This window comes from Pedobacter steynii, assembly GCF_900103665.1.
In the GTDB taxonomy this organism is placed as follows: domain Bacteria; phylum Bacteroidota; class Bacteroidia; order Sphingobacteriales; family Sphingobacteriaceae; genus Pedobacter; species Pedobacter steynii.
Window position 1 is genome coordinate 370,235 of record NZ_FNGY01000006.1, and the last position, 25,804, is coordinate 396,038.

21 protein-coding genes are annotated in these 25,804 nt (G+C 42.6%); 17 read left to right on the top strand and 4 right to left on the bottom strand.

What is annotated here, in order from left to right; translation table 11 throughout:
- The first annotated feature begins 38 nt into the window (after positions 1–38).
- The 6 genes from BLQ87_RS18450 to BLQ87_RS18475 all read left to right on the top strand — a co-directional run bounded on the left by BLQ87_RS18450 (position 39) and on the right by BLQ87_RS18475 (position 8,470).
- Positions 39–2,450 carry a family 20 glycosylhydrolase gene (locus tag BLQ87_RS18450; protein ID WP_074609667.1) on the top strand — a complete coding sequence of 804 codons (2,412 nt, stop codon included), beginning with the start codon at positions 39–41 and terminating at the stop codon, positions 2,448–2,450.
- Complete coding sequence (locus tag BLQ87_RS18455; RefSeq protein ID WP_074609669.1) at positions 2,447–4,069, top strand: discoidin domain-containing protein; 1,623 nt, start codon at positions 2,447–2,449, stop codon at positions 4,067–4,069. Before BLQ87_RS18450 ends, BLQ87_RS18455 begins: the two co-directional genes overlap by 4 nt.
- Before the next feature lie 296 nt (positions 4,070–4,365).
- Positions 4,366–5,592, top strand: a complete 1,227-nt coding sequence (locus BLQ87_RS18460) for an enolase C-terminal domain-like protein (protein WP_074609671.1) — start codon at positions 4,366–4,368, stop codon at positions 5,590–5,592.
- A 10-nt stretch (positions 5,593–5,602) separates the two neighbouring features.
- On the top strand, positions 5,603–7,246 hold the full coding sequence (locus tag BLQ87_RS18465; RefSeq protein WP_074609674.1) for a sodium:solute symporter: 1,644 nt from the start codon (positions 5,603–5,605) through the stop codon (positions 7,244–7,246).
- A 1-nt stretch (position 7,247) separates the two neighbouring features.
- Positions 7,248–7,664 carry an L-rhamnose mutarotase gene (locus tag BLQ87_RS18470; RefSeq protein ID WP_172664864.1) on the top strand — a complete coding sequence of 139 codons (417 nt, stop codon included), beginning with the start codon at positions 7,248–7,250 and terminating at the stop codon, positions 7,662–7,664.
- Positions 7,665–7,699: 35 nt separating this feature from the next.
- Positions 7,700–8,470 carry an SDR family NAD(P)-dependent oxidoreductase gene (locus BLQ87_RS18475; RefSeq protein WP_074609676.1) on the top strand — a complete coding sequence of 257 codons (771 nt, stop codon included), beginning with the start codon at positions 7,700–7,702 and terminating at the stop codon, positions 8,468–8,470.
- Positions 8,471–8,474: 4 nt separating this feature from the next.
- On the opposite strand, the gene BLQ87_RS18480 is transcribed toward BLQ87_RS18475, so the two are convergent.
- On the bottom strand, positions 8,475–9,392 hold the full coding sequence (locus tag BLQ87_RS18480; protein WP_083361935.1) for an AraC family transcriptional regulator: 918 nt from the start codon (positions 9,390–9,392) through the stop codon (positions 8,475–8,477).
- Between the two features lie 148 nt (positions 9,393–9,540).
- Here BLQ87_RS18480 and BLQ87_RS18485 point away from each other — a divergent pair, with 148 nt between their 5' ends.
- Positions 9,541–10,866 carry an alpha-L-fucosidase gene (locus BLQ87_RS18485; protein WP_143010478.1) on the top strand — a complete coding sequence of 442 codons (1,326 nt, stop codon included), beginning with the start codon at positions 9,541–9,543 and terminating at the stop codon, positions 10,864–10,866.
- A gap of 32 nt (positions 10,867–10,898) precedes the next feature.
- Here the strand turns inward: BLQ87_RS18485 and BLQ87_RS18490 are convergent, their stop codons facing one another.
- Complete coding sequence (locus BLQ87_RS18490) at positions 10,899–11,321, bottom strand: DUF1801 domain-containing protein (RefSeq protein WP_074609681.1); 423 nt, start codon at positions 11,319–11,321, stop codon at positions 10,899–10,901.
- A gap of 134 nt (positions 11,322–11,455) precedes the next feature.
- Between BLQ87_RS18490 and BLQ87_RS18495 the strand changes: the two genes are divergently transcribed.
- From BLQ87_RS18495 to BLQ87_RS18535, 9 genes are all read left to right on the top strand, one after another.
- The gene (locus BLQ87_RS18495) at positions 11,456–12,766 is read left to right on the top strand and encodes a Gfo/Idh/MocA family protein (RefSeq protein ID WP_074610014.1); all 1,311 of its coding nucleotides are present in this window, start codon (positions 11,456–11,458) and stop codon (positions 12,764–12,766) included.
- Between the two features lie 213 nt (positions 12,767–12,979).
- Complete coding sequence (locus BLQ87_RS18500) at positions 12,980–13,675, top strand: 3-keto-disaccharide hydrolase (RefSeq protein WP_074609684.1); 696 nt, start codon at positions 12,980–12,982, stop codon at positions 13,673–13,675.
- Between the two features lie 17 nt (positions 13,676–13,692).
- The gene (locus tag BLQ87_RS18505; RefSeq protein ID WP_074609686.1) at positions 13,693–14,001 is read left to right on the top strand and encodes a winged helix-turn-helix transcriptional regulator; all 309 of its coding nucleotides are present in this window, start codon (positions 13,693–13,695) and stop codon (positions 13,999–14,001) included.
- A gap of 82 nt (positions 14,002–14,083) precedes the next feature.
- The gene (locus BLQ87_RS18510) at positions 14,084–15,007 is read left to right on the top strand and encodes a ClpXP adapter SpxH family protein (RefSeq protein WP_074609688.1); all 924 of its coding nucleotides are present in this window, start codon (positions 14,084–14,086) and stop codon (positions 15,005–15,007) included.
- Positions 15,008–15,405: 398 nt separating this feature from the next.
- Positions 15,406–17,103: a glycoside hydrolase family 26 protein gene (locus BLQ87_RS18515; protein WP_074609691.1), complete on the top strand. Its 1,698-nt coding sequence runs from the start codon at positions 15,406–15,408 to the stop codon at positions 17,101–17,103.
- Positions 17,103–18,419 (top strand): glycoside hydrolase family 2 TIM barrel-domain containing protein, encoded by a 1,317-nt coding sequence (locus BLQ87_RS18520; protein WP_083361936.1) that lies wholly within the window; start codon positions 17,103–17,105, stop codon positions 18,417–18,419. Before BLQ87_RS18515 ends, BLQ87_RS18520 begins: the two co-directional genes overlap by 1 nt.
- Positions 18,406–22,194 (top strand): glycosyltransferase, encoded by a 3,789-nt coding sequence (locus BLQ87_RS33825; RefSeq protein WP_074609693.1) that lies wholly within the window; start codon positions 18,406–18,408, stop codon positions 22,192–22,194. The genes BLQ87_RS18520 and BLQ87_RS33825 overlap by 14 nt, the downstream gene beginning before the upstream one ends.
- A gap of 53 nt (positions 22,195–22,247) precedes the next feature.
- Positions 22,248–22,568 carry a pyrimidine/purine nucleoside phosphorylase gene (gene ppnP / locus BLQ87_RS18530; protein WP_245723882.1) on the top strand — a complete coding sequence of 107 codons (321 nt, stop codon included), beginning with the start codon at positions 22,248–22,250 and terminating at the stop codon, positions 22,566–22,568.
- Positions 22,569–22,592: 24 nt separating this feature from the next.
- On the top strand, positions 22,593–23,489 hold the full coding sequence (locus tag BLQ87_RS18535) for a DMT family transporter (RefSeq protein WP_074609695.1): 897 nt from the start codon (positions 22,593–22,595) through the stop codon (positions 23,487–23,489).
- Here the strand turns inward: BLQ87_RS18535 and BLQ87_RS18540 are convergent.
- Positions 23,486–24,061, bottom strand: coding sequence for a hypothetical protein (locus BLQ87_RS18540; RefSeq protein WP_074609698.1), 576 nt, complete (start codon positions 24,059–24,061; stop codon positions 23,486–23,488). The two genes, BLQ87_RS18535 and BLQ87_RS18540, sit on opposite strands and share 4 nt — an antisense overlap.
- Positions 24,062–24,232: 171 nt before the next feature.
- Between BLQ87_RS18540 and BLQ87_RS18545 the strand changes: the two genes are divergently transcribed.
- Positions 24,233–24,991 carry a hypothetical protein gene (locus BLQ87_RS18545; protein WP_074609701.1) on the top strand — a complete coding sequence of 253 codons (759 nt, stop codon included), beginning with the start codon at positions 24,233–24,235 and terminating at the stop codon, positions 24,989–24,991.
- 5 nt (positions 24,992–24,996) lie between these two features.
- On the opposite strand, the gene BLQ87_RS18550 is transcribed toward BLQ87_RS18545, so the two are convergent.
- Positions 24,997–25,764, bottom strand: a complete 768-nt coding sequence (locus tag BLQ87_RS18550; protein ID WP_172664865.1) for a DUF2625 domain-containing protein — start codon at positions 25,762–25,764, stop codon at positions 24,997–24,999.
- Positions 25,765–25,804: the final 40 nt, after the last annotated feature.

A 25,804-nucleotide genomic window follows, 5' to 3' on the forward strand; every position in this document is an offset into this window, starting at 1 on the left:
CTTCGTCTATGCTAAGATGAATTAAAATGAAATCCCAAATGAAAATCAAGTCATCCTTTCTTTCTCTTATCTTTCCTTTTCTAAGTGTTACAGGTACTACTGCACAAACAACTGATAGTCTTGAATTCGCCAAAATCGCCAAACAGATCTCTTTTTCTGAAGTGGTTAAAAAGGGGGGTGTTTCTTTTCCTATACCCGCTGCTCCGGATGGATACCAGGTCATTTTAAAAGGAACAGACCGGTTAAATGTCATAGATCGTGAAGGGAAAATTTTTAGCCCTTTAGAGGATGTTCAGGTACAGTTGTTCTGTCAGCTGTTGAGATTAAAGGATCAAAAAAGCTTTGATATGTCTCCGGTTTTAGTACAGGTAAACGGAGCATTTAATGACCGTGCAGGAAATCCCAAACCATTTGTGATTCCTGCTTTAAGGGAATGGCATGGAGGAACTGGTGCTTTAAAGCTGACAAAGAACAGCAGAATTATTTTAGCCAACAGAGATTCCCGCCTTATTGAGGTAGCTTCTTTACTTAAAAAAGACCTCCTGGTCAGTTCTGGTCTGAACCTGAAAGTAAGCATAGGAAAACCTGAGGCAGGAGATATTTTCCTGGTCTTTGATGCCAGAGATGAGGGATTGGGCGAGGAGGGATATCTGATGGATATTAATGATCATGTTCGCCTGAATGCATTTCATAAAAGAGGCATGATCTGGGCAACACGCACGATTTTGCAGTTGCTGGAACAGGACCCTGCAAACCGTTCTTTACCCAAAGGACAAAGCAGGGACTACCCTAAATATGAGGTAAGGGGACTTGTTCTGGATGTAGCAAGGAAGTTCTTTACCATGGACTTTTTGAGAGACTATGTGAAAATGATGTCTTATTATAAGATGAGTGAATTTCATATCCACTTAAATGACAATGGCTTCCCGATCTATTTTAACAACAATTGGGATCGGGTATACGCAGCTTTCAGACTGGAAAGCTCCACCTATCCTCAGCTGACCGCCAAAGACGGACATTATACCAAGAAAGAATTCATCGCGCTTCAGCAGCTGGCAGCGGAATATGGCGTAGATATCATTCCTGAAATTGATGTTCCGGCACATGCGCTGGCCATCAGCAGAGTGATGCCGGAAATCGGAAGTAAAAAGTATGGAATGGATCATCTGGACCTGTATCATCCAAAGACCTATAAGGTGGTTAGCAATATTTTTAAAGAGTATCTGGAAGGATCAAAGCCTGTTTTTTCCGGAAAAGTAATCCACATCGGCACAGATGAGTACGATAAAAAAGAGGCCGAAAAGTTCAGGTATTTTACAGATTACTTTATCCGGTATGTGCAAGGATTTGGAAAGGAGGCCAGGGTATGGGGAGCATTGACACATGCAAAAGGAAATACACCGGTAACGGCTAAAAATGTAACGATGAATGCCTGGTATAATGGCTATGCAGAACCTTTGGAAATGAAAAAGCAAGGTTATCAGCTCATCAGTACGCCGGATGGCTCACTGTATATTGTGCCTGCTGCGGGCTACTACTATGACTACCTGAACCTTAAAAATCTGTATAGAAAATGGGAGCCGGTAAATGTAGGTAAAGTGACTTTTCAGGCAGGAGATCCTGTGATCAGAGGTGGGATGTTTGCAGTTTGGAATGATAAATCTCCGGCAGGGAATGGAATTTCACAGCAGGATGTTCATGATCGGGTTTTTCCTGCGATGCAGGTTCTGGCTCAGAAGATGTGGGCAGGAACTGACAGCATTCCATACACTCAGTTTCAGGCTAAAAGTAAAGGCATAAAAGAAGGGCCCGGGTTAAATATTGCAGGCTTTGTGAAGGGGCAGGATTCATTGGTTTTACATTATGACTTTAACAGGTCAGAAATAAATGATTTATCTGTTTATAAGCGTGGTAAAGCTGTTCTAAGGCCGCAGAAAGCAGGAAAAGGTCAATCCGGGAGATCACTGGTTTTATCAGCATCAAACAGCTTTGTTCAGCTCCCCTTAAAAGAGATCGGATACAATTATACCATTTCATTGCGGCTTAAACCTGATGGGGATTCGAAGGGTGAAAAGGTCTTGTTCAGCTCCCCTCATGGTGTTTTTAAATCTGCTGACAAGGACAATAAACTGGCCTTTTCAAGAGAAGGTTATGACTATCAGTTTGATTACCAGCTCCCGGCAGGAGAATGGACTGAGCTCACCATTACAGGGACAAATAAAGGAACTTCACTGTTTGTTAATGGAAAATCAAAAGAACGAAAGCTTGGAAAAGAGGTGTTGTATCCTGAAACCAAAGTTAAGATGTTCAAAGTAGAAACCCTGGTGTTCCCGCTGCAAATACTGGGCGATCGTAATCATGCTTTTCGGGGTGAAATTGATGACCTGAAAGTCTTCAATAAGATCTTGTCAGATCAGGAAATAGAAACAATCAACCAAAAACCTATATGAAAAAACAAATCAACCTATTGGCTTTAGCTGCCATTCTTTGCCTCTGTCTGAACAGTTGCAAAAAATCTCCTGAAGTGGGTACAGAAGTACCCGACCCTAATCCCCCGGTTTCAACTGCTGTTGTTACTGTAAAGGAAGGAGACTTTACTTATACTTCCGATTATCCCTATAACCTGAACCTGGTTTATTTTGTGCCTGCTGATTTTCCGGAAGTACCGGATTATCACAGAAGGGTGAGTGAGTATATGCTGCACATGCGTGCTTTCACTGCCAAATGGATGAAACATTGGGGTTATGGAGACAGGACCTTTGGCTTATTAACCGATGTTGCAAAACAAAGGGTAAGGATCACGCTGATCAGAGGCAAGCTCCTTAAAAAAGACTATCCCTATGAAGGTGGAGGAAGTAAGATCAAAACAGAGATTGATGCTTACTATGCTGCAAACCCGGATCAGAAAACCAGCGATCATTATTTTGTACTAGTGCCAAATGACCTGATCAATGACAACAGAGATTCTCCTTTTTATGGGATGGGAAGGTATGCTTATGCACTCGATTCGGAAGGTATTGAAGTGAAAAATATGGGCAAACCAGGACCTGCAGGTGCTTATGCCCAATGGATCGGAGGTTTGTTTCATGAATTGGGACATGGCTTAAATTTGCCACATTCCAAAGGACCGGAATCTGAAGCGAACGATACTAATTTTGGAATGGAACTGATGAGTTCGGGAAACAGTACTTATGGTTCCAGTCCGACTTATTTAAGTGCATTCAGTACTGCTATTTTAAATAAAAGTCAGATTTTTAGCAAGGAGAAAATTACCTTTTATGGACCGGTGACCGCTAAAATAACCAAAATTACAGGGAAGTATAGTGCTGGAAATATGATCATCAGCGGTAAGTTTAGCTCAACAGTCCCTGTGAGTGATGTGATCCTTCGTTTTCAACGTCCTTCAGTTGATGCGGGAGGGTATCAGGCAGAAGGAATCCGGACAAAGATCATTCAGACAGATAGCTTTTATGTAAGTATTCCGGTTTCTGATATAAAGGTGAAAGACAATACCCCTTATAGCCTTCAGGCGATCCTGGTTCATCAGAATGGAGTTTTAACATGGTCTGAGAATCCTGTACAATTCGTTAATGGCATCCCGAAATTCCATTTCAGTTCTGAAAAAGACGAGTTCAGTAAAACTCCCTGGAAGGTCACTGCGGTAACCTCCCAGGAAAATGGAGGTGAAGGTCCCAATAATGGATTAGGAATCCATATGATCGACAATGACTTGTCTACCGTTTGGCATACCAGATGGACAGGTAGTAATCCCCCGGCACTTCCACATTCGGTAACTGTGGATATGGGTAAAGAAAATCTGACGAAAGGATTCTCCATGGTTCAGCGCTCGGGAAGTATGAGCAGCATGAGTAAAGAGATCGAAATATCAGTCAGCAGTGATGGGACAACATGGGAAAGCGTATTGAACATCACCATGGCCCAGAATAATTACTTCCAGTATTTTGATCTGCCTGCTGCAAAAACGTTTAGATATTTCAAAATAACGGCTAAAAGTGCGTATACACCTAATCCTGCAAATGCTTCAATAGCAGAAGTAGGGGCGTATTAAAGATCCTAAATTGGGTTACTTAGGTTAATTTTGCAGGTGCGCTTCGGTCGGCGTACCTGCTTTTTTATGGCATCTGATTCATCAATTGTTTTCTGATATTACAGCGCTAAGCCACAGGGACAATAAGAAAGATTTATTTGTCAGAAGGTTATTTCGGCATTCCCTGGTTTGTGATTCAGAAATAAGCATCACTCTAAAAAGAACTGCATCGGATAATCCAGTTAAATAGAATTTTAGTCTATTGGTTTAGCCCCCTCAGGGTCGCTAAATTGCATTCACCAAGAATAAACTAAAATATGATTAAAAATATTCAGGTGAACGATGCCAGGTTTCCATTAGCCAAAGGTGCAGGAAGCGATGCGATTCACCGCGACCCGATCTATTCGTATGCGGTAACCAATCTGATAGACGACAGCGGACTTACAGGAACCGGTTTTGCTTTTACTTTAGGGGAAGGGAATGACCTCGTTTGTAAAGCTGCACAGTTTTATGCAGCGCAGCTTAAAGGCAGGGATATTGAAGAACTCATGTCTGATTTTGGGAATGTCTTTAACCAGCTGAGCAATGAACAACAGTTCCGTTGGCTTGGGCCTCATAAAGGGATAGTCCATCTTGCTCTTGCTTCGGTAACCAATGCCTGTTATGATTTATGGGCAAAAAAAAGAGGCGTACCACTTTGGAAATTACTCATAGACCTATCTCCGCAGGAGCTAATAAATACACTTGATTTATCGTACCTGGAAGACGAGCTTACCGCAGAACAGGCCTTGCAGTTGTTGAAAGATAACCAGGCAGGTAAAGCTGCGCGTCTTCAGATTACCAGCGCCGGATATCCCGGATATGATACCTCTATTGGCTGGTTTAATTATAGCGATGATAAGGTTCGCGAAAATTGTAAAAAGGCCATCGCCGAAGGGTTCACTGCCATGAAGCTGAAAGTAGGAAGTAAAGATCCGCAAAGGGATATCCGCCGTTCGCATATTGTGCGTGAAGCAGCTGGAGATCAGGTAAAAGTGATGCTCGATGCCAATCAGCAATGGACACTGCCCCAGGCGCTTAAAATATGCAAGGAATTGCAAAGCATGAATCCTTACTGGATAGAAGAACCTACCCATCCGGATGATATACTGGCACATAAAACACTGGCAGATGCGATTGCCCCGGTAAAGCTGGCATTGGGAGAACATGTGCCCAATCGCATCATTTTTAAAAATTACCTGCAAACGGGATCTGCCGGATTTATACAGGCAGATGCGGTAAGGATAGGTGGGGTAAGCGAGTTCATTACCGTTAGTTTACTTTGTCGCAAGTACGGAATACCAGTAGTTCCCCATGTGGGAGATATGGGACAGCTCCATCAGCATTTGGTCTTATTCAACCACATCAGCATGGGGCATGAAGCCTTATTTCTGGAACATATCCCTCATCTGCAAAAACATTTTGTACATCCGGTTATCGTGGAGTCCGGTGTTTACAGAACGCCAATGGAGCCGGGAAGCAGTTGTGATTTGAAAAATAAATAAACAGAAGAAAATGTTAAAATCACTAGACCTCAGCATCAGTATTCTCTATATCCTGGGCATTTTAGCTGTTGGATTATGGGCAGGAATCCGTCACCGGCGTAAAAGTAAAGCCAATGCTGCGGGCGAATATTTCCTTGCCGGAAAAACATTAAAATGGCCGGCTATTGGCCTGGCGCTTTTTGCAACGAATATCTCCACTGTCCATTTGGTCAGCCTGGCACAAAGCGGTTTTGACAGTGGCTTGTTAAACGGAAATTTTGAATGGATGGCCGCTTTTACCCTTATTTTGCTATCTCTGTTTTTTGTTCCTTTTTACATCAGGTCTGGCGTAACGACCTTACCGGATTTTCTGGAAAAACGTTATGACCGGTCCAGCAGAGACTGGCTGGCAGTAATCTCCGTGGTTTCTGCAATCATCATCCATATCGCATTTTCTATGCTGGCAGGAGGGATTGTATTGAAAACTTTGTTCGGATTAAATATGTACGTCAGTGTGATTGTCATTTGCCTGATCACTGCCATTTATACGATTATAGGCGGACTAAAAGCCGTAGTGGTTACAGAATCCATCCAAACGGTGGTGCTGCTTACCGGAGCCTTTATCATCAGCTACGCGGCCTACCATAAAATGGGGGGATGGGAACCCATGACCGATGTGCTTAAAAGCAAAGGGGAGCTGGATAAGCTTTCGATGTTGCGTCCACATGGTGATGCCAGCGGAATGCCCTGGTATACGGTGTTTTTAGGTTATCCCATTCTGGGAATCTGGTATTGGTGTGCGGATCAGACGATTGTGCAGCGTGTGCTGGGTGCTAAAGATGAAAACCACGCGAGGGTAGGTCCTTTATTCTGTGGGTTTATTAAAATTTTACCGGTATTCATTTTCGTGTTGCCGGGTTTGTTTGCCTATACTTTAGTGCAATCCGGTCGTTTAGATGTAAGCAGTCTGGGGGTTGATGCGAATGACCATGTAAATTCTAAAGGAATTTATACGCTGATGATTACCCAGCTCTTACCGTCCGGATTGGTGGGGGTATTGGTGGCTGCGTTGTTATCTGGTTTAATGAGCCAGGTTTCGGGTGCTTTGAATTCGATTTCCACCATGGTAAGCTATGATATGTATCAGCGTTATCGTCCGGAAGCATCAGACAAGCAATTGATCTGGATTGGTAAGGTTTCAGCCGGGATTGCACTGGTGTTTTCATTGGGATTATTGCCTTTGCTGGATCAGTATGAAAGCATCTTTAGTGGTATAAATGACATCATCGCTCATATTGCGCCACCCATCACCTGTGTGTTTTTATTGGGTGTGTTCTGGAAAGGTGCTTCCGCGGAATCTGCAAAATTAACACTCTGGATCGGCTCTGTTTTAGGAGTAGTGGTCTTTGCCATTAATAAGATCTATCCGGAAACACTAATCGGTCATATTCCGTTTATGATGATGGCATTTTACCTGTTTTGTACTTGTGTGGTGATTCAGGTGGCTTTTTCTTATATCTATCCGGTTCAGCATACCGCAGTAAGTGCAACGCTTTACTGGAAATCACCATGGGAACCATTGCAGGGAAATGCCTGGAAAGGACTCGGGAATTATAAGGTGTTATCAGCATTACTCTTAATCGTTACAGGGGTATTATACTACATATTCAGATAGGATGAAACAATATTTTTTGATGGTACTTCTTGCTGGTTTCTTACTGGCAGGTTGCAAAGAGAAGGTTAAGCCGGTTGATGTGAAACGCTTTGGTTCGGTAACTGGATTAAAGCCCGAAAAGCTGGAATATTATAAGCGCTTACACGCGGATGCCTGGCCCGCTGTTTTGAAAAAAATTAAAGAATGCAACATCAGGAATTACTCCATCTATCTCCAGAAAATAGGAGATGGATATTACCTGTTCAGCTATTTTGAATATACAGGAGCCAATTTTGATGCAGATATGAAAAAGATGGCCGGTGATCCGGATACACAGCGCTGGTGGAAAGAGACAGACCCTTGTCAGCAACCACTACCGGAAACTGCTGCTAAAAAACAGATCTGGACAAATATGGAACAGGTCTTTCACACCGATTAAGCGCTTTTAAATGATCAAAAACTACGATAGAAAAGATGAAATTATTATCCGGTAAAGTTATTTTCCTCACAGGAGGTTCAGCAGGGATAGGTTTGGCTTGCGCAAAAGCTTATGCTGAGGCCGGGGCAAAAGTGGTGATTGCAGCAATTGATGCATCAGCTGTTAAATCCGTTGCCGAGGCTTTGGGACCAGAACATTTCGGCATTTTATGTGATGTATCCAGGGCTGCTGATGTGGAAGCAGCAATTGAATTAACCATTGCAAAGTACGGGAAACTGGATGCGATACATAACAACGCAGGAATTGCTTCGCCTTCCAAACCTTTACACGAAACGAGCGACGGGGAATGGGACCAGTTAATGAAAGTAAACCTGAGAAGTGTATTGTATACGACCAGGTACGGATTTGAAGCACTAAAGAAATCTGAGGGTTGTATTTTGAATACAAGCAGCCTTGTCGGGGAAATCGGACAGGAAAACCATGCAGCTTATACGGCAACAAAAGGGGCGATGAATACGCTGACCAAATCTATGGCACTGGATTATGCGGCTGATAAGATCAGGGTCAATGCCGTATTGCCGGCAGGGGTATGGACGCCAATGCTTCGCGAATGGAGTAAAGAACAACCTGATCCTGCTTCTATCGAGAAATACCTGGACGATATACATGCGCTGGGTTATTGCCCGGAAGGGGATGTAATTGCAGATGCCTGTGTGTTTCTGTTGTCGGAGAAAGCACGGTTCATTACCGGAACAATCCTGCCTGTGAGTGGTGGCGCAGAATTGGGGTACCGGGTTTTGAGATAGTTATTTATGATCTGTTTTTGCTTTTGTAATCTACCGGTGAACTGCCCATGATTTTGTGAAACAGGCGGGAGAAGTAAAATGCATCTGCATATCCAACCGCTGCGGCGACTTCCTTGATCCTCAAATCCGACAGGGCGAGTAGCTGACAGGCACGTTGTATCTTTAGATGGATGAAATAATCAATGGGCGAAATTCCCGTTTTCGTTCTGAATAAGGTTTGAAAATGAGAAGCGGAATAAGCAAACTCCGCGGCAATCTCGGGAACCGTTAACCGGGAAGAGATGTTGTTCTTCATGTAGTCAATCACTTTGTCTGAGATATCTTCACTGGGATTCTGAGTCAGCTCAATGTTTTTTTGAGGATATAGAAAATTGGCGATCAGGTAATAAAGACTCAAATTGGCATAGCTTAGGTTTTCCTCACTGTATCCCTTTTCCAGGCAGTTGTAAATCATTTCCCAAAGTTTGATCCGGTGCTCGTCAAATGGAATGGTTTTCGGACTGATCAGATTGTTAATGGATAAAGATTCATTCAGGCTGGATAATTTACTTCCGGTAAAATGTATCCAGTATATTGTCCATGGATCACCCGCATCAGAAGCGTAACGCAAAGGTTTATCGGTGGCGGGGATAATGAAAAATTGATTGGCAGAGACTTCATACTTTTCGGTGTCGATGCTGAACCAGCCTTTACCATCTGTACAATAAATAAGGATGTTGTCAGTACAGCCTTTAGGTCTGTTCCGGTAATGTCCCGCGGCTTTTGGAAAATAACCAATATGGCTTATATACAGGGAATTTAAGAAAAAATCATCCTGAGGCCTGCGCTCAAACAGAAATTCGGGCAGACTGATCAGTTTTTCTCCACTAAAACCATCACGTTTTTTCTTATTGATCTTCATACTCGGCTTATTTGGCTCCATAAACTTACTGTTTTTATTGAAAAATAGCTGGCCTGTGAAGGATCTTTTTTTTCATGGTATAGTCCAGTATATTCATGAGATTCTCTATTCTTTATCCAGTGTCTTAGCGCTAATTTAGTTGGACACGAATGAACCAAAATATAACCCGATGAAAAAACACACCACAGTTTTAACACTTATTTTTATCTGTCTGTCCTGCCTGGTTTTTGCACAGGCACCCGTTATCCGCACTGATAAAAAAGTAGTGGAAGGATTTATGGATAAACGCTTCGGCATGTTTATCCATTGGGGGCCGGTTAGCCTTAGGGGAACAGAAATCGGTTGGTCAAGGACCACCTCTGTAGCTACAGAGGAGTATGATAATTTGTATAAAGAGTTTAACCCGGTATTATTTGATGCGGATAAATGGGCGAAGACGGCAAAAGACGCAGGAATGAAATACCTGACGATCACTTCGAAACATCATGATGGTTTTTGTCTGTGGCCAACCGCGTATTCTGATTACAACATCATGAATTCTCCCTATAAAAAAGATATCGTCGGAGAATTGGCAAAAGCCTGTAAAAAGTACGACCTGAAATTCTGTATTTATTTTACTGTTGCCGATTGGCATGATCCTGATTGGGCTGTACTTTACCCGGCTTCAACACCCAATAAATCGGCAAATATGGACAGGTTCGTATCGAGGATGAAAAACGAGCTGAAGGAATTGATTCAGAATTACAAGCCTTATATGCTTTGGTTCGATGCGAACTGGGATAAAGAATGGACGAGAGCACATTCATCAGCAGTATATAATGAAATCAAAAAACTAGATCCAAATGTGATCATCAATAACAGATTGGATACCAAGGATGCGAGCGGAGGATCACATAAGGTGATGCTGCCTGCTACATTGGCAGATTTTGCTACTCCGGAGCAAGAGGTTGGTGCAATGAATATGGATTATCCCTGGGAAAGCTGTATTACCATTTGTCAGCAATGGGCATGGAAACCAAACGACAAAATGAAATCTTTAAAGGAATGCATCCAGACACTGGCAAGTACAGCTGGTGGAAATGGAAACCTATTGTTCAATGTGGGCCCGATGATGGATGGAAGGATAGAAGCAAGACAGGTCAACCGTTTAAAAGAAATGGGCAGTTGGTTAAATAAAAACGGAGCATCGATCTATGGCACAAAGGGCGGACCTTATAAGCCCGATAGCGTGATGGCAGCAACGAGAAAAGGAAACAAGATTTACCTGCATTTATTTAAAAATCAGGGCACCGAAATTTCAATTGACGCCATACCAGGAGTTAAACTGAAAAAGGCTTATTTTCTTGATGGCGCAATACCAACAGCTTTTAATTCCAGAGCCGGTCAGATTACAATTACAGTGCCGTCGCAATTGCCTGATGGCAACAATACGGTGATCGTGTTAGAAATGGATAAAAATGTTGAATCTGTTCCGGTGATGAGTTTTAAATCCTGATTTGGGACCTTAACCCTGCTATTGTTTTACTTTTATTTTTTCGGGTATTTTTCTTTAGTCAGGACTATTGAATGATCAATCATTTTTGATAAAACTGTGAAATCAATATCTGCCAGTTTTTTTATATAAATACAGGCCTTGCTCATTTTATATTTTCCAAGTTGTTTTAGGAACTCTTCTTTTATCTCAAAGCCACAACCTACATATAAGGTGATGGCAGCACTTCGAGGTGAGAATCCGGCCAATGGCGCATCGCCTTCATGGCCACTTTCATATTTATAATGATAACTTCCAAAACCGATAATGGATGGTCCCCACATCTTTGCTGGAAATCCGGTCTGTTTTTCCATCAGTTCAACCAAGGCATAACTGTCCTGCCGCTTTACCGGATCAGTCACCTGTTCAATGAACTCACTTACACTTTTTGTAGTCTGAGTGGTCTTGTTCTTTGCCATGTTAATTGTAATTTTTTTAATTCATCTAAATGAACGGGTTGCTATCTTCTAAATTAAGAACAATAAATTTCTTAATTTAGAAAATATCTTCCGGAATCACACAAGCCCGGCTGATCACCCAAATGAAACCAAATATGATGAAAAAAACTAATGATTTACACTCAACTGACCGCAGGTCCTTTTTGAAAAAATCGGGTATAGTGATGTTAGGCAGCACGCTTGCTTATCAAGCTGGTTTTTCCAATCCATTATTCAGCACTGCAAAATCAACGATTAAGGTAGGTTTAATCGGATGTGGCGGACGCGGTACCGGTGCTGCGGCACAGGCATTAGCCGCAGATCCCGACGTGGTGATTACTGCAATGGGAGATATTTTTGAAGACAGGCTGGAAGAGGCTTACAATGCCTTAACTAATATCGATGCCAAACGGCTGAAGGTAGATAAAAAAAGAAAGTTTATCGGTTTCGATGCCTACCAAAAGGTCATAGATTCCGGTGTTGATGTGGTCTTACTCACCACTCCTCCGGCTTTCAGACCAGACCAGCTGACAGCAGCAATCGAAGCAGGAAAACATGTGTTTTGTGAAAAACCGGTAGCAGTTGATGCACCGGGAATCCGTAAAGTCCTTGCAGCAGCTAAGAAAGCTCAGGAAAAGAATTTATCCCTGGTGTCGGGTTTCTGTTTCAGGTATGACCTGCCAAGCAGGGCTGTATTTAGCCGGGTGTTAAATGGTGATCTGGGGGAGATCAGGACGGTTTCTACTTTTAGAAACGGATCTGGAAACTGGTCCAATCCCCGTCAGCCTGACTGGAATGACCTGACTTATAAATTGCGCAACTGGCACTATCAGAACTGGCTTTCCGGTGATTTTATTGTAGAACAGGCAGTTCATAGCCTGGACATGATGTCATGGGTGATGGGAGATCAGATGCCGGTAACTGCTACCGGAACCGGCGGGCGACAAGTGCGCGTGAATGAGATCTATGGAAATATTTACGATCATTTTGCCGTAGAGTTTGAGTATGCAAATGGGGCAAAAGGTTTTCATTTCTGCAGACAGCAGGAGGGAACTTCACATCGCAATACAGTGGACGTACTCGGGACGGATGGCAGCGCATTTGTAAACGTCGGTATGAAGTACGAAATCACAGGTAAACATAACTGGAAGTACGATGGGCCTAAGAAAAATATGTATCAGGTACAGCATGATGAGCTTTTTGCAGCAATCAGAAGCGGGAAGCCCATCAACAACGGCGAGTATATGACACATAGTACTTTGCTGGCAATCTGGGGACGGATGGCTGCCTACAGCGGACAGACCATTAGTTTTGAACAGGCTTTAAACTCAGATGTTGTGCTGGGACCAAAAATCGAAGAATACAACTGGGACCTTAAATGGGAAAATCAACCGGTGGCTTTACCGGGTGTGACGAAAGTGATCTAATCCTCCATTTAAATCAAATCATGAAACCATCATAAGCATACCGCTTACAAACAGTAATGAACGTCGCTTGCGAGCTCATGAATACCATTGAAAGCAATAAATAAAAATGAAGAATAGGCGCATGATAGCTTCATAACCGATAAACCGAGTTTACGAGTTCTTGAGAACCATTGAAAATCAATAAAGAACACGAAAAAATCAAATTATATACTGATGAAAAAAATATTAGTGGGGATCGGTATGGCCTTTATAGGCCTGTTGGCGAACACCTCAACCTTGTCTGCACAAACCAAACCGATACAGTTTGGAGAAGAACGGAGCCTGGAACATGGCAAAAAGAAAGCGATCAGCTGGATCAACGTAAACACGGAACCGGAGACCTGGAGAAAGGAAAAAGACCTGCTGATCTGTTCAGGAAAACCAATCGGAGTGATGCGCTCGGAGAAGGTGTATGAGAATTTTATATTGCAGGTAGAGTGGAAACACATGGAAGCCGGAGGGAACTCCGGTGTATTTGTATGGAGTGATGCAAAGCCAGGTGAACAAAACCGGTTGCCAGGTGGCGTAGAGGTGCAAATGCTGGAACTGGATTGGGTGAACCAGAATTTGCAGAATGGCGTAATGGCTCCAATAGCCTATGTTCATGGGGAGCTGTTCGGGGTAGGTGGTGTGGAAACGGTTCCCGATAATCCGAGAGGAGAAAGAAGTAAATCGATAGAAAACAGGTGTAAGGGCAAAGGAGAATGGAATACCTATGAAGTGATTTGTGTAGATGGAACGATCAAACTATCGGTAAATGGTAAGTTTGTAAACGGTGTGAGTAAGTCGACCGTAAAGAAAGGCTACCTTTGCCTGGAATCAGAAGGTGCGGAGATTCATTTCCGGAATTTAAAGGTGACGGAGCTTTGAGCACTCAAAAAGAAGATATGAGCACAGCTAATAACGACTGCAACGGGAATCCTTGTCCGGCGTCAAAATTATTGAAAATATTATCGGGGAAATGGAAGGCGCAGATATTCAGGCTGGCTTTAAATGGACCCTTACGTTTCAATAGCCTGATCCGGCAGCTGGAAGGATCAAATAAACAGGCCGTAGCAGTGGCGCTCAAAGAGCTGGAAGAAGAAGGCTTGTTTGAAAGAAAAGTCATTCAGCTCAAACCACTCCATGTAGAATATATGCTTTCCGAAAGAGGAGCCTCGATGATCAGCGTTTTTCAACAATTGGAAGGATTATAGTATTGATGCTCAGCCCCGGGGGGTAGTCATTTTTTTCTGACTTATTGCAGAAGGTGTTCAATCTGAATAGTTTTGTAGCTGAATGATGAAAAATAGGAACAATCCTTTAATCTGCGATCCCGAAAAAGGGAGCTGCGAAATACCTGGCTTTTCTGAAGAAAATGAAGCCAGCCTGCCGAAAGCGTCAGAAAAACCTTTGTGGGTCACGTATTTTACCGATCCGATTTGTTCTTCCTGCTGGGGGATTGAACCTCAATTGAGAAAGCTGAAGATGGAATATGGTGCGCTGCTCGAAATAAAGTACCATATGGGCGGACTTTTACCCGACTGGTCGTACAACAGTGGGGGGATTAGTAAACCTGCAGATGTGGCCTCACATTGGGACGAGGTGAGTTTACATTACGATATGCCTATTGATGGAGATGTCTGGTTAGAAGATCCGCTGGATTCTTCTTATCCGCCTTCTATTGCATTTAAAGCTGCTCAAATGCAGGATACAGACAAGGCTTTGCTTTTTTTAAGAAGGATAAAAGAAATGGTTTTCCTGGAGAAAAAGAACATCAGTAAATGGGAACATTTGCGGGCAGCAGCGGTAGAAACAGGACTTGATCCTGTGAAATTAGCATCGGATGCTAAAGGGAGCGCAAAGCAATATTTTCAAGAAGACCTGCAGCTGGCAGGCCACTGGAATGTCAGGGGCTTTCCAACTTTGTTTTTTACGGATGACAAAGGCAACCAGGAAAAAATATATGGGGTAAAACCATATCATGTTTATGAGGCGGCGATATTGTCGCTCTTACCAGGTGCTGAGGCAGAAAAAGTAAGGCCGGATCAGGACTGGCAGTCTTTATTTTCCACATATCCCAGCATGACAAGAAAAGAACTATCCGTTATCGCAGGTCTTTCTTCAGCAGATGCGGAAAGTTTATTGGGAAATCTGGTGACTGAAGGGAAACTGAAACTCAGCAGCACAAAAAACGGAAAGATCTGGAAAATAAAAAACTGACAATTACACTTAATGTTTTGACAAAAGCACGCAATCTTTTTATCCCTAATTCTGCTTAATTTGAAGTTGTGAATGTCATATAGAGACATCAAATTTTTATCATAAAGTAATATGATAGGTTAGTTAATTAGATAGGGGTATCTTCTTATCGAATTGAAAAGTTCTGCAGGGGCCTGGATGGGACCTACAGAACTTTTTATTCTGCTTTAACAGCCACTTTCTGGTCCATTGTCTTTTTGTGATCTGGAACCCGCTTCCCTGAATTCATATCGGGCTTAAAAAAGTTATTCTGATGTCCGGATGGGACCTGCAGGATGTTCTTTGTTTGTCGGCATTAAAAAAAAACACTAATTTGGACGTTTCTAACTGCTCGATTCGATATAGATAAATCACCGCTCGTGAAATACAGTAAATTATTTAAATTTTCCATTTTCTTCCTTCTGCTGGTTTTATCTGCAATTTTCTTATACATCAGATATGGAAAAGGGCCGGGCCTTCCGGACGAGCTAAACGATAAGGCCCGGAATGAAACTTTGATTGCGGTATATGATCGTAAACATGTCATTCCTGAAAACCTGCCGGATCAAATCCAATACCTCTCCATTAAATGGAAAAACGAAGGTTTAGCCTCAAATTCTTCAGATCTGAGGGGAAAACTATCCACCTCTAAAAACCTGCTGCTGACCCTTGAAATCTGGCCGGCTAAAAATAACAATGTGCTGGACGAAATCCTTAAGGGAACTTATGATGCAAAAATCAGGCAGCTGGCTTTATTTGCAGGTAACAGGCGGGATATCATGTTGCGCTTTCTTCCCGAAATGGAAATACCTGTTCAGGACTTTCCATGGCAGTACCAGTCGCCCGAACAATATATTAATGCTTTTAATTACTTCGCCAGGCAGTTGAAAAAAAATGCACCGGGCATCAAAATGCTTTGGTCTCCTGCCGGTTATCCGGGCGACTCAGAATTCTGGCCGGGACCGGACCATGTCGATGCGATCAGTATTACTCTGGGCAGCAAATCTGAAATGAAGACGAAGGCTTATCCTGTAGACAGCGGTTTGACGGCTGGTTTATTAAAAAGTAAAATTCATAGAATGCGGTTTATGGATAAACCCATTCTGATCTTGTCGGCAGGATGGAAAGCAGAACGGCCGGAGTTATCTGCTATGTTGAAGAAAGTGGAGCATCAGGCCGATAGTTTTAAAAACACGATCTATTCGTCCAGGTATTTCCAGGCAGATACTCCCGGGGTCATTAAACGTAAGACACTGTTGATAGGCGCCTATGATCCAAGACAGGTATTACTGAAAGAACCTGAATTGACGGTAGAACACCTTTTTACCGATTGGGGAGAAATCCAAAGAGGTGATTTTAACAGAAAATTTCATGAAGTAACCAGACGGAAACATGATGTAATTGTAACCATGGAGCCCTGGAGGGACATCACTAACCGGGAGGATTCATCGGTATTGCAAAATACGATGCGGGGTAAATACGACCGGGAGATCAGGGAACTATACCGGATCATTTCCAATTCAGGTCAGCATGTCTACCTGCGCTGGGCGCATGAAATGGAAATCCCGATTCACCGTTATTCCTGGCAAAGCAAGCTGCCGGTAGATTACATCAATTCCTACCGGTATTTTATGAAATTTAAAAAGAAAGACGATCAGATCTTCCGGGTATGGGGACCGGCCGGCGACAGAGGTTCTGCGGATTGGTATCCCGGAGATGATGTGGTCGATTATATCAGCATCGCTATCTACGGGCTACCCGATAAAAATATAACGGATGAACGTCAGCAGGAATCATTCCGTACCATATTTCAACGTAAAAGTTATAGAATGAGGTTTATGAATAAACCTTTTTTTATCACCGAATTTGGTGTGAAGGGGACAGCAGGCTATAAAAAAAAATGGCTTGAAGGTGCTGCGGAAACCATTCGCCAGAATCAACAGATATTTGGAATATGTTATTTCAATTTATTTGATAATCCTAAAGCCTGGGGGGATATAAAGGCTCCCGACTGGAGCATCACTAAAGATATATTTAAGGGTTTCTGTAAATCACTTCAAACCGGAACGGATTATTAATGAGCTATAAATTAACCAGGCTTTCCATGCTGCTGATGCTGCTTACATTTCTGGGTTGCTCCGGAAAGAAAAACAAGCAGAAGGGGCGTGTTTATATAGAAAATAAAGAAGGGAGATTTACACTGTACCGGGCAGGTGCTCCCTACAACATCAAGGGCGCATCTGGTTTTTCGGAATTGCAGACATTAAAAGAGGCAGGAGGAAATACCATCAGAATATGGGATACCGTTGGATTAAGTGCCATCTTGAAAAAGGCAAACGAAAATGGGATCGCGGTAATTGTTGGTCTTCCTCTGCCGGAAAGCCGGTACCTGTCTTTTTATGATGATCAGGCCAAAGTCGATTCACAGTACAATTCCATTAAAAGAATAGTCAATGCCCATAAGAAGGATCCCGCATTGCTGATGTGGTGTGTGGGAAATGAACTGGTTTTTCCGCTCAGACCAAAATACCGTAGCTTTTATAAAGCTTTTAATGACATTGTAGCACTCATTCATGAGGATGACCCTGATCATCCGGTAACAACCACTGTGCTGAATTTTACCCAAAAGGACATTTTTAACATCAGCATGCGTACAGAGATCGACCTCATTTCTTTTAATATTTTTGGGGCAATAAAGTATCTTAAAAAAGATCTGAAGGATTTTTCCTGGTTTTGGAAGGGCCCGTATCTCATCACAGAATGGGGGATAGATGGTCCCTGGGATGGAACACAGTATACGGCATGGGCCGCATATATTGAACCGACAAGTACAAAAAAAGCGGTACAATACAAAGAACGTTATGATCAATATATGCCGGTTAATGATCCCCGGTATCTGGGCTCGTTTATCTTTTTCTGGGGTCAGAAGCAGGAAACAACGCATACCTGGTTCAGTCTTTTCGATGAGCATGGCCGGAAAACGGAATCGGTTTCTGCAGCTGCAGCGATATGGACCGGAAACAATGGAAAAGATACCTTCCCGAAAATCAACTACATGCTCCTGAATAAGAAAGGGGCATATGACAATATCATACTAAAGCCCAATCAGCCGGCCAATGCGGAGTTATTGATCGAATCAGGATCTTTGGCACCCGAGAAAATTGAATGGGAAATCTATCCTGAAGACTGGTATAGAAAAGGAAATGTAAATAACATTGTCAGGCCTGCTGCAGTTAAAACAAAATTCAGCAGTACCGCGGATTTGCAGGTTGCATTTAATACACCCGCCAAGGAGGGCCCTTACAGATTATTTGTCACCATCACGAACCGTAACGGAAATATCGCCACTTCCAATACCCCATTTTACATAGCCGAGAATAATGAAAAGAAATAATCCTGTAATTAATCCTACCAAATATCAGTTGTTCACCTTACGGCTGATGATCTTTCTTGGTGTTTTTTGCATGTTTTTCTTTTTCGCCGAATTGTTCCGTATGGATACCGATTCAGCTCCGCTATATTGGATGCTCCTGTCTACCATTGGTTTTGCCTGTGCGCAGATCATCCACGAATGGATTCACTATTTATTCATTACGGTGCCCAAAAAACCGGGACCACAAAAAGACTTTACGGTTGATGTCTTCACGACATTTTGCGCGGGAGAACCTTATGAAATGATAAAGGAAACGCTGATTGCAATTAAAGCCATCACTTATCCTCATCAAACTTATCTCTGTGATGAAGCCAATGATCCTTATTTGAAAGATTTCTGTGAAGAACATGGCATCCATCACGTCACCAGGTCCTTGAAAATAGATGCGAAAGCAGGAAATATTAACAATGCATTGAAGCATTCATCGTCTGAACTTTGCCTGGTGCTCGATCCGGACCACGTTCCTTTTCCTGATTTTCTGGATCATGTTATTCCGCATTTTAATCGTCCTGAGATCGGATTTGTACAAGTGGTACAGTCTTATAAAAATCAGGACCAGACCTTGATTGCCAAAGGGGCAGCACAACAAACCTACCAGTTCTACGGACCGATGATGATGACGATGAACAAGTACGGAACGGTGCTGGCGATCGGAGCGAATTGTACATTCAGGCGGGAAGCACTGGATAGTATTGGCGGACATGCAGCTGGTCTGGCAGAAGATATGCATACCTCGATGCAGCTGCATGCTAAAGGATGGAAATCGGTTTATGTACCTGTGGTTGTCGCGAGAGGTTTGGTTCCAAATACACTATCTGCATATTATAGTCAGCAGTTAAAATGGGCGAGAGGTGTTTTTGAATTGTGGGTGACCAGCTACCCTGAATTGTTCAGGAAATTCAGCTGGAAGCAAAAAATACACTACGGAACGATACCTGTCTTTTACCTTTCAGGAATATTTTATCTGCTCAATTTTATTATTCCCATCGCTTCCCTGATGGGGAATACAAGTCCGGTGAATATTGATTTTTCAAAGTTTTTTATCCTCGCATTTCCGCTAACTATTTTGATTATACTCATCAGGCATTTTGTGCAGAAGTGGGTGATGGAAGAAGAAGAACGGGGTTTTCATTTGGTTGGAGGGCTGTTGATGATCGGTACCTGGTGGATCTTCCTGATCGGATTTGTTTATACCTTGTTGCGCATCAAAGTACCTTATATTCCTACACCTAAGGATGATGAAGAGGGGGATAACCGGCTGCTGAACCTTCCCAATATGCTGGTGATTTTCATTTCCCTGGTTGCCATTGGATATGGGTTATACCATGACCTGAACCCCTATAACCTTTTTATGGCTGGATTTGCTGCATTTAACTGCCTGATTCTGTTATTTACCATTGCAGCCAGTAAGCAGCTGCAATTTAGAAAGTATAAGGTCAAACATGCTTATCTGTTCTTCGTGATGCAGCAGATTGCCATATTTAAGACGCATTTCTGGAAATTCAGGCGACGCGTCTATGGATGGATGAGGAATGCAGCGCTCCTCATCACAGGAGCCATCACCTGTTTCACCGTATACCTGATCACTGCGCAGAAATCCGGGACCGAAGCGGCAACCCGGCCTTTTCCCGATCGGAGGGATCTTTTAATACCTGGAGTATTTGCGCCTTCCCAATCGGAAGGACTGAGCTCAATGAGGTTGGTAAGAGAGATAGAAAAGCAAAGTGACATTCATTTTGGTATTGTATCGCTTTATTTATCCTGGGGGGATCAGAAAAAGAATGAATTGCCAGGTAAATTACTGGATAGTATTTATGATGCCAATGCGGTTCCTATGATCACCTGGGAGCCCTGGCAAAGTTTGTTTGAACAAACCCGGAATGATAAAGAAAAAGAGGTAAAGGTCTTTTCCCGCATTACAGATGGTAAGTATGATGCCTACCTCAGCCGCTTTTCCAATCAGGTAAAAGCGCTAAACAGACCCGTTTTTATCAGGTTTGCGCATGAAGCAGATAACCCGCAATATCCCTGGTCGGCTGTTGGTGGAAATACACCTGCTGAATTTATTGCCGCATGGAAATATGTGCATGACTATTTTGGAAATCATCAGGTCCATAATGTGATCTGGGTGTGGAACCCCTGGAAAGCAGAGGCCGTGAAAACGTATTTTCCGGGAAAGGAATATGTGGACTGGATCGGGGTGACCAACCTGAACTATGCAAACCAAAATCCGGATGGGAAATCCTACACAATGGAGGAGCTCTATGAGCCTTTCCACAGACTGAAGGAATTTAAAAACGGATTGCCGGTGATGCTGGCCGAAACCGGGTCATTGCGTACGGCCGCCGGACAACAGGAATGGTTGCAAAATGCGTTTCATCAGGTAGATACCAGGTATCCGGAAATTAAATCTATTGTATTTTTTGATAGCGGGGAAGATAAAAATACTTTGATCACCAATAGCAATTCGCACCTTGACTGGAGGGTTGAAGACTTTAATCCGATAGGGAAAGTGTTAAAGGCTAGCCGAAAGCATACACGATGGGTTTCAAATCAAACTATTGTACGTCCTGAATCAGGTCAGATGACCGATAAGAAAAGGACTTTCAGTTCAGGAAAAACCGAAGATATCAGGGGTGTCAATTATACGAGGGATCAAAACTGGAAGATCAGCTATCATAGTTTGAAAAAGGAAGAAATTATAAATGATTTCAGGCAAATGAAGCAGATGGGAATCAATACGATCAAACATTTTGGGCCGAATATTTACGACCATAACATTCTGAATGTTGCTGCGCAAAAGAACCTTGGCGTGGTGTATAGCTTCTGGATTGAGGATCAAAACAATTTTATCACCGCGGTAGAAAAGATGGAACGTTTTGCGGACGAAATACTGAAAACGGTCAATAGGCTAAAGCATAACAAAAACATCATCATATGGAATATTGGCAATACGCCGATGCTCCAGATGGAAGCGCATTTTTATAAACCAGACTTATTTTATCCAAGAGAAGTTTACCTGTCATGGTTAAGAAAATTAGTACTTTCCATTCAGCAGGCAGATCCGGGGCGCCCGGTGGCGGTAGATTTGGCGCTGAACAGTAAGTTAGGTGCCAATGCCGTATTGTTACAGGATCGGGTCCCTTTCGCTTACCTGGGGCTGGTTGCCGGAAATCATGAAAACGATGAGCACGATGAGGACGAAATAAAAAAACTGAAAATGCCTTATTTTTATAGCAGTATCAATCCGGATCACTATTTAAAACTGAAGTCAAAAATATCAGGTGCCATCATTGAAAACTGGCAGGATCAACAGACAAAAAATACGGTTTCATTTGATGGCTTAAAGGACCTGTATGGGAATAATAAAACGGAGTTGTATGGACTTGGAGCGCGGTGGAATGGTTTAAACCGGCCAGAACCTATCCCCGGAATGAAGATATTAAAGCCTGCAACGACAATTTTGGAGTCTGGCACGGCAACTTATCATGTGATGTATGAGGTAAATGAGGGGTGGAAAATTCTGACAAATCCTAAAGATTTAAAATTCAAATGGCACTTGGTAAAAAACGATAGTTATGGAAATCCAATTCAAACCAATGAAATCGGAACTGGAGCAGAAATTACGTTGAAAATACCCGCCAGCCCTAAACGTTATCAACTTTACCTGTATGTGATCAAAGGCAGGCAGGTACAAGTGATAAAATCAAATTTAAACACGCCTTTAATCCCATAACGTAGCTTATATTTTACTTTTTTTGCGGTATTTTCGTACGCGTTTTAATCGCAATGATCAAAATCAATAATTACAAAACCATGGACAATAGCAATTCGGTAACACACAATGTTTATTTTGAAGGAAAAGTACAAAGCCTCGGTCTGGAAACGGAAAAAGGAAAAGCTACAGTAGGCGTAATGAAAAGCGGAACGTATACCTTTTCTACTTCTTCAGCAGAAAAAATGATCGTCATCTCAGGCACAATGACTGTCAGATTACCGGGGCAGGACTGGGCTAAATATTCCGCACAGCAGGAATTCGATATCGTAGCCGGTGTTTCATTTGAGGTGACCTGCGACGCAGATGTGGCCTATATCTGCTATTACGAATAATTCAATACGCTAATCATTTTCTGAATGAACACTAAAATTAAGGGCTATTTCTGGGCATGTATTTCCTCTGCTACGTTTGGCCTTATCCCTTTATTTGCTTTACCACTCGCACAAAAGGGGCTCTCCCATGATTCGGTTTTATGTTACCGTTTTGCCTTCGCTTCTTTATTTCTGGGGCTTTGGATGATCTTTAAAAAGGAATCATTTGCCATCGCGAAAAGAGAACTGATCCTGTTGACGGTGCTTGGTGTATTGTATGCCTTGTCGGCACAGTATTTATTCATCAGTTATGATTACTTAGGTGTGGGTACAGCTTCCACTATTTTATTCCTTTATCCGGTCTTTGTGGCGGTGCTGATGGCGGTCTTTTTCAAGGAAAAGATAAGTGTGGTGACTACAGCTGCGATTCTCATTGCCTTCTCAGGGATTTCACTTTTATATAAAGGCAATAACGGGATTAGCCTGAACCCCCTGGGAATCGGTACGATCCTGTTGTCCGCATTAAGTTATGCAGTTTATATCGTGGTCGTGAATAAGTCAAAGGTGCAACAGATGTCGGGCTATAAACTGACCTTTTATGTAATGGGATTAAGCTCAGTATACTTCCTGCTAAAAGCACAAATTACCGGAGGCCTGGCGCCATTACCGGATACCACTGCCATCATTGATTTAACTTTACTCTCGCTGCTGGCTACTGCCTTATCCTGCGTGGCAATGGTGTTTGCAGTGCAATATGTTGGTTCTACGGCAACTGCCATACTTGGCGCATTGGAGCCTGTAGTTGCGGTAGCGGTGGGCGTGCTTGCCTTTAAAGAGGTGATCACAGGAAACCTGATTCTGGGGATTTTACTGATCCTGATTGCCGTGTCTTTAATTGTCCTTTCTGAGTATTTTTATAAAAGACTAAAGGTTCAGAATTAAACCATCATTTGCGGAAGCAGCAATCCGCAGACAAAGCCTCCGATGATCAAAAATCCGGAAAGAAGGAACAAGGGGATGGCCAGAAACATCTGGTAGGCCGGACCACTTTCCCTGACCTGGATAAAATATTTGTCATAATCTACCATCTTTGCCGGAAACAAATCGGAAAATACCTGCTCAAATGAAGAGTTCTCAGAGCTTTCCCTAAGGAGCAGTTTGTAACTTCCACTTTCCGCATGAAATCTTTTCATCTCCATTCTGCCGGTTTCAAAGCCATTCATATTGGGGCGTAAAAAGGAGGTCGTTAATGTTACTCCTGCGCCATCACTTTCCCGGATGAGCTGCATTTCGAACTTATCTACAGGAGTTTTTCTGAACAGCTGACCTTTTTGCCAGATGGCGTAAACCCCGGTTTCAGGCAGCTGAAAGGTGGTTTCTTTTTGCGTAAAAGGGATCTCTGCCATCACTTTTCCATTGAAGGTCTTTTTCAGCATGCGGATGGTTTTGATCAGGAGAAATATTCCGACAGGGATAAGGCAAAATAAAACGATGCGCAGTAAGATGATGGTCATATGATTTCTGGTTCTGGTATCTGGTCCGGCAATCTACGATTAAGGCAGGGTTTTGCCATCGGACCACCGCAACTTTTGTTTAACATTTCAGGCCAAAATTTAATATTAGAAGTAAAATAGGAGCCGGGTTTTAATTTTATATTTGAGCTGGATACCATTTTAAATACCTGCATGAAAAAGCTGACAACCACCTTACTGCTGATTTTTAGTGTTTTTGCCGTTTTTGGGCAGGAATTAGAAACGAGATATCGTCCAGCCGTCTCGGGTTTTATTGATGCGGTGAAAAGCAAAAATCTCAGGAAATTAGCCGATAGAACATCCTATCCTTTGGAAAGGGAATACCCAATACCTGCGATTAAAAATAAACAGGAATTTATAAAACGCTATAAAGAGGTTTTTGATGATCAATTGATAAAAAAGATCGTCAACTCCAAACCTGCAAGAGATTGGTCTCAGGTGGGCTGGAGGGGAATCATGCTTTTTCAGGGCGATTTATGGCTGGATGATGATGGTACGTTAAGATCAGTCAACCACCAATCAGCGGTAGAGCAAAAGAACAGAGCAGCGCTGATTGCAATAGAAAGAAACAGTCTGCATGAATCCATTAAGGTGTTCAAAGATCCTGTTCTGGTGTTCGAAACGGCAAAGTTTAGAATCAGGATTGACGATTTGGGGAATTACAATTACCGTTATGCTTCCTGGCCGGTAAAAAGTAAAATGTCTGATCAACCCGATCTGATCATAAAGAAGGGAGAATGGGTTCCTGAAGGAAGTGGCGGGAATCATCGGTTTGATTTCAAAAGCGGCGATTACCTGTACAGTTGCTGGGTAATGGTGATTGGGGCCGGAGAAACTCCCCCGGCTACATTGACGATCTCTAAAGCGAATAAGGAGATCTTATATCAAAAAGCAATAAACATCAGGAATTAGCCTTTTTATTGAGGCTCTACCGGGGGTTTTTGGTTGATTTCTCTTTGGTTACTCATTACAAACTGATACAGTTCTTCGGTAGGAACGAGTTTCCTTTTACATTTTTCTATATCCATGCCTTCTTTCGTCCAGAGATAAGGTGAAAAACTATAGGATTTACTACCATCCAGTTTTGCAATAAACTTATCCCAGGTAGACCACCTCAGACCTTTGTAAAAGGCAGAAAGGTCACTGTCAAAGCAAAAACGAAGAAATTCTGTATAACCAAGTCCAAGAGATTCCCATTCCAGGCTATTGGGAGCGAGGTAGTAAATGGTTTTTAAGTCCTGGCCAAATGCACCGTAATTGATGGCAAAGAAGCCGCCTACCGCATCATCAGCAACCAGAAAATAAGGAGGAACTTCTCCAAATTCTTTAATTGATTTTCCTTTATTCCATTCTGAAACAGAGCGGTTCAATCTTGGGCTTCCTGAACCCAGAATTCGTAACCAGCCGTTGTCGATCATAATCCCTCCGCTATTGTAAACGACAGCACCTAAAGTAGAAAAGGTAGTCACCTGAGTATTAAATAAGGTTGTCTTTGCACTGGCGGAATCAAGTTCCAGGATCTCAACCTTGTTCTTTGCTGAATCTACCCATTTTTGAATCAATGGCCAGGCCGGATCTGTCGTGTTAATCAGTTCCTCCAGGCTTCGCATTTTGTTTTGCGCAAAAGCAGTAAAGGATAGGAAGGTGATACCCAGTATTAAGAGATTTTTGATGACATTTTTCATAGCAACAGAACTTATGTTTTTCAAAGATAGAATGAAAATT

Bases quoted from the DNA above. Each gene is read 5' to 3' on its own strand.
- BLQ87_RS18465 (WP_074609674.1), top strand. From the start codon at position 5,603: ATGTTAAAATCACTAGACCTCAGCATCAGTATTCTCTATATCCTGGGC.
- BLQ87_RS18545 (WP_074609701.1), top strand. From the start codon at position 24,233: ATGAAAAAGCTGACAACCACCTTACTGCTGATTTTTAGTGTTTTTGCC.
- BLQ87_RS18450 (WP_074609667.1), top strand. From the start codon at position 39: ATGAAAATCAAGTCATCCTTTCTTTCTCTTATCTTTCCTTTTCTAAGT.
- BLQ87_RS18510 (WP_074609688.1), top strand. From the start codon at position 14,084: ATGATGAAAAATAGGAACAATCCTTTAATCTGCGATCCCGAAAAAGGG.
- BLQ87_RS18455 (WP_074609669.1), top strand. From the start codon at position 2,447: ATGAAAAAACAAATCAACCTATTGGCTTTAGCTGCCATTCTTTGCCTC.
- BLQ87_RS18480 (WP_083361935.1), bottom strand. From the start codon at position 9,392: ATGGAGCCAAATAAGCCGAGTATGAAGATCAATAAGAAAAAACGTGAT.
- BLQ87_RS18470 (WP_172664864.1), top strand. From the start codon at position 7,248: ATGAAACAATATTTTTTGATGGTACTTCTTGCTGGTTTCTTACTGGCA.
- BLQ87_RS18485 (WP_143010478.1), top strand. From the start codon at position 9,541: ATGAAAAAACACACCACAGTTTTAACACTTATTTTTATCTGTCTGTCC.
- BLQ87_RS18505 (WP_074609686.1), top strand. From the start codon at position 13,693: ATGAGCACAGCTAATAACGACTGCAACGGGAATCCTTGTCCGGCGTCA.
- BLQ87_RS18520 (WP_083361936.1), top strand. From the start codon at position 17,103: ATGAGCTATAAATTAACCAGGCTTTCCATGCTGCTGATGCTGCTTACA.
- BLQ87_RS18495 (WP_074610014.1), top strand. From the start codon at position 11,456: ATGATGAAAAAAACTAATGATTTACACTCAACTGACCGCAGGTCCTTT.
- BLQ87_RS18535 (WP_074609695.1), top strand. From the start codon at position 22,593: ATGAACACTAAAATTAAGGGCTATTTCTGGGCATGTATTTCCTCTGCT.
- BLQ87_RS18460 (WP_074609671.1), top strand. From the start codon at position 4,366: ATGATTAAAAATATTCAGGTGAACGATGCCAGGTTTCCATTAGCCAAA.
- BLQ87_RS33825 (WP_074609693.1), top strand. From the start codon at position 18,406: ATGAAAAGAAATAATCCTGTAATTAATCCTACCAAATATCAGTTGTTC.
- ppnP (WP_245723882.1), top strand. From the start codon at position 22,248: ATGATCAAAATCAATAATTACAAAACCATGGACAATAGCAATTCGGTA.
- BLQ87_RS18490 (WP_074609681.1), bottom strand. From the start codon at position 11,321: ATGGCAAAGAACAAGACCACTCAGACTACAAAAAGTGTAAGTGAGTTC.
- BLQ87_RS18550 (WP_172664865.1), bottom strand. From the start codon at position 25,764: ATGAAAAATGTCATCAAAAATCTCTTAATACTGGGTATCACCTTCCTA.
- BLQ87_RS18540 (WP_074609698.1), bottom strand. From the start codon at position 24,061: ATGACCATCATCTTACTGCGCATCGTTTTATTTTGCCTTATCCCTGTC.
- BLQ87_RS18475 (WP_074609676.1), top strand. From the start codon at position 7,700: ATGAAATTATTATCCGGTAAAGTTATTTTCCTCACAGGAGGTTCAGCA.
- BLQ87_RS18500 (WP_074609684.1), top strand. From the start codon at position 12,980: ATGAAAAAAATATTAGTGGGGATCGGTATGGCCTTTATAGGCCTGTTG.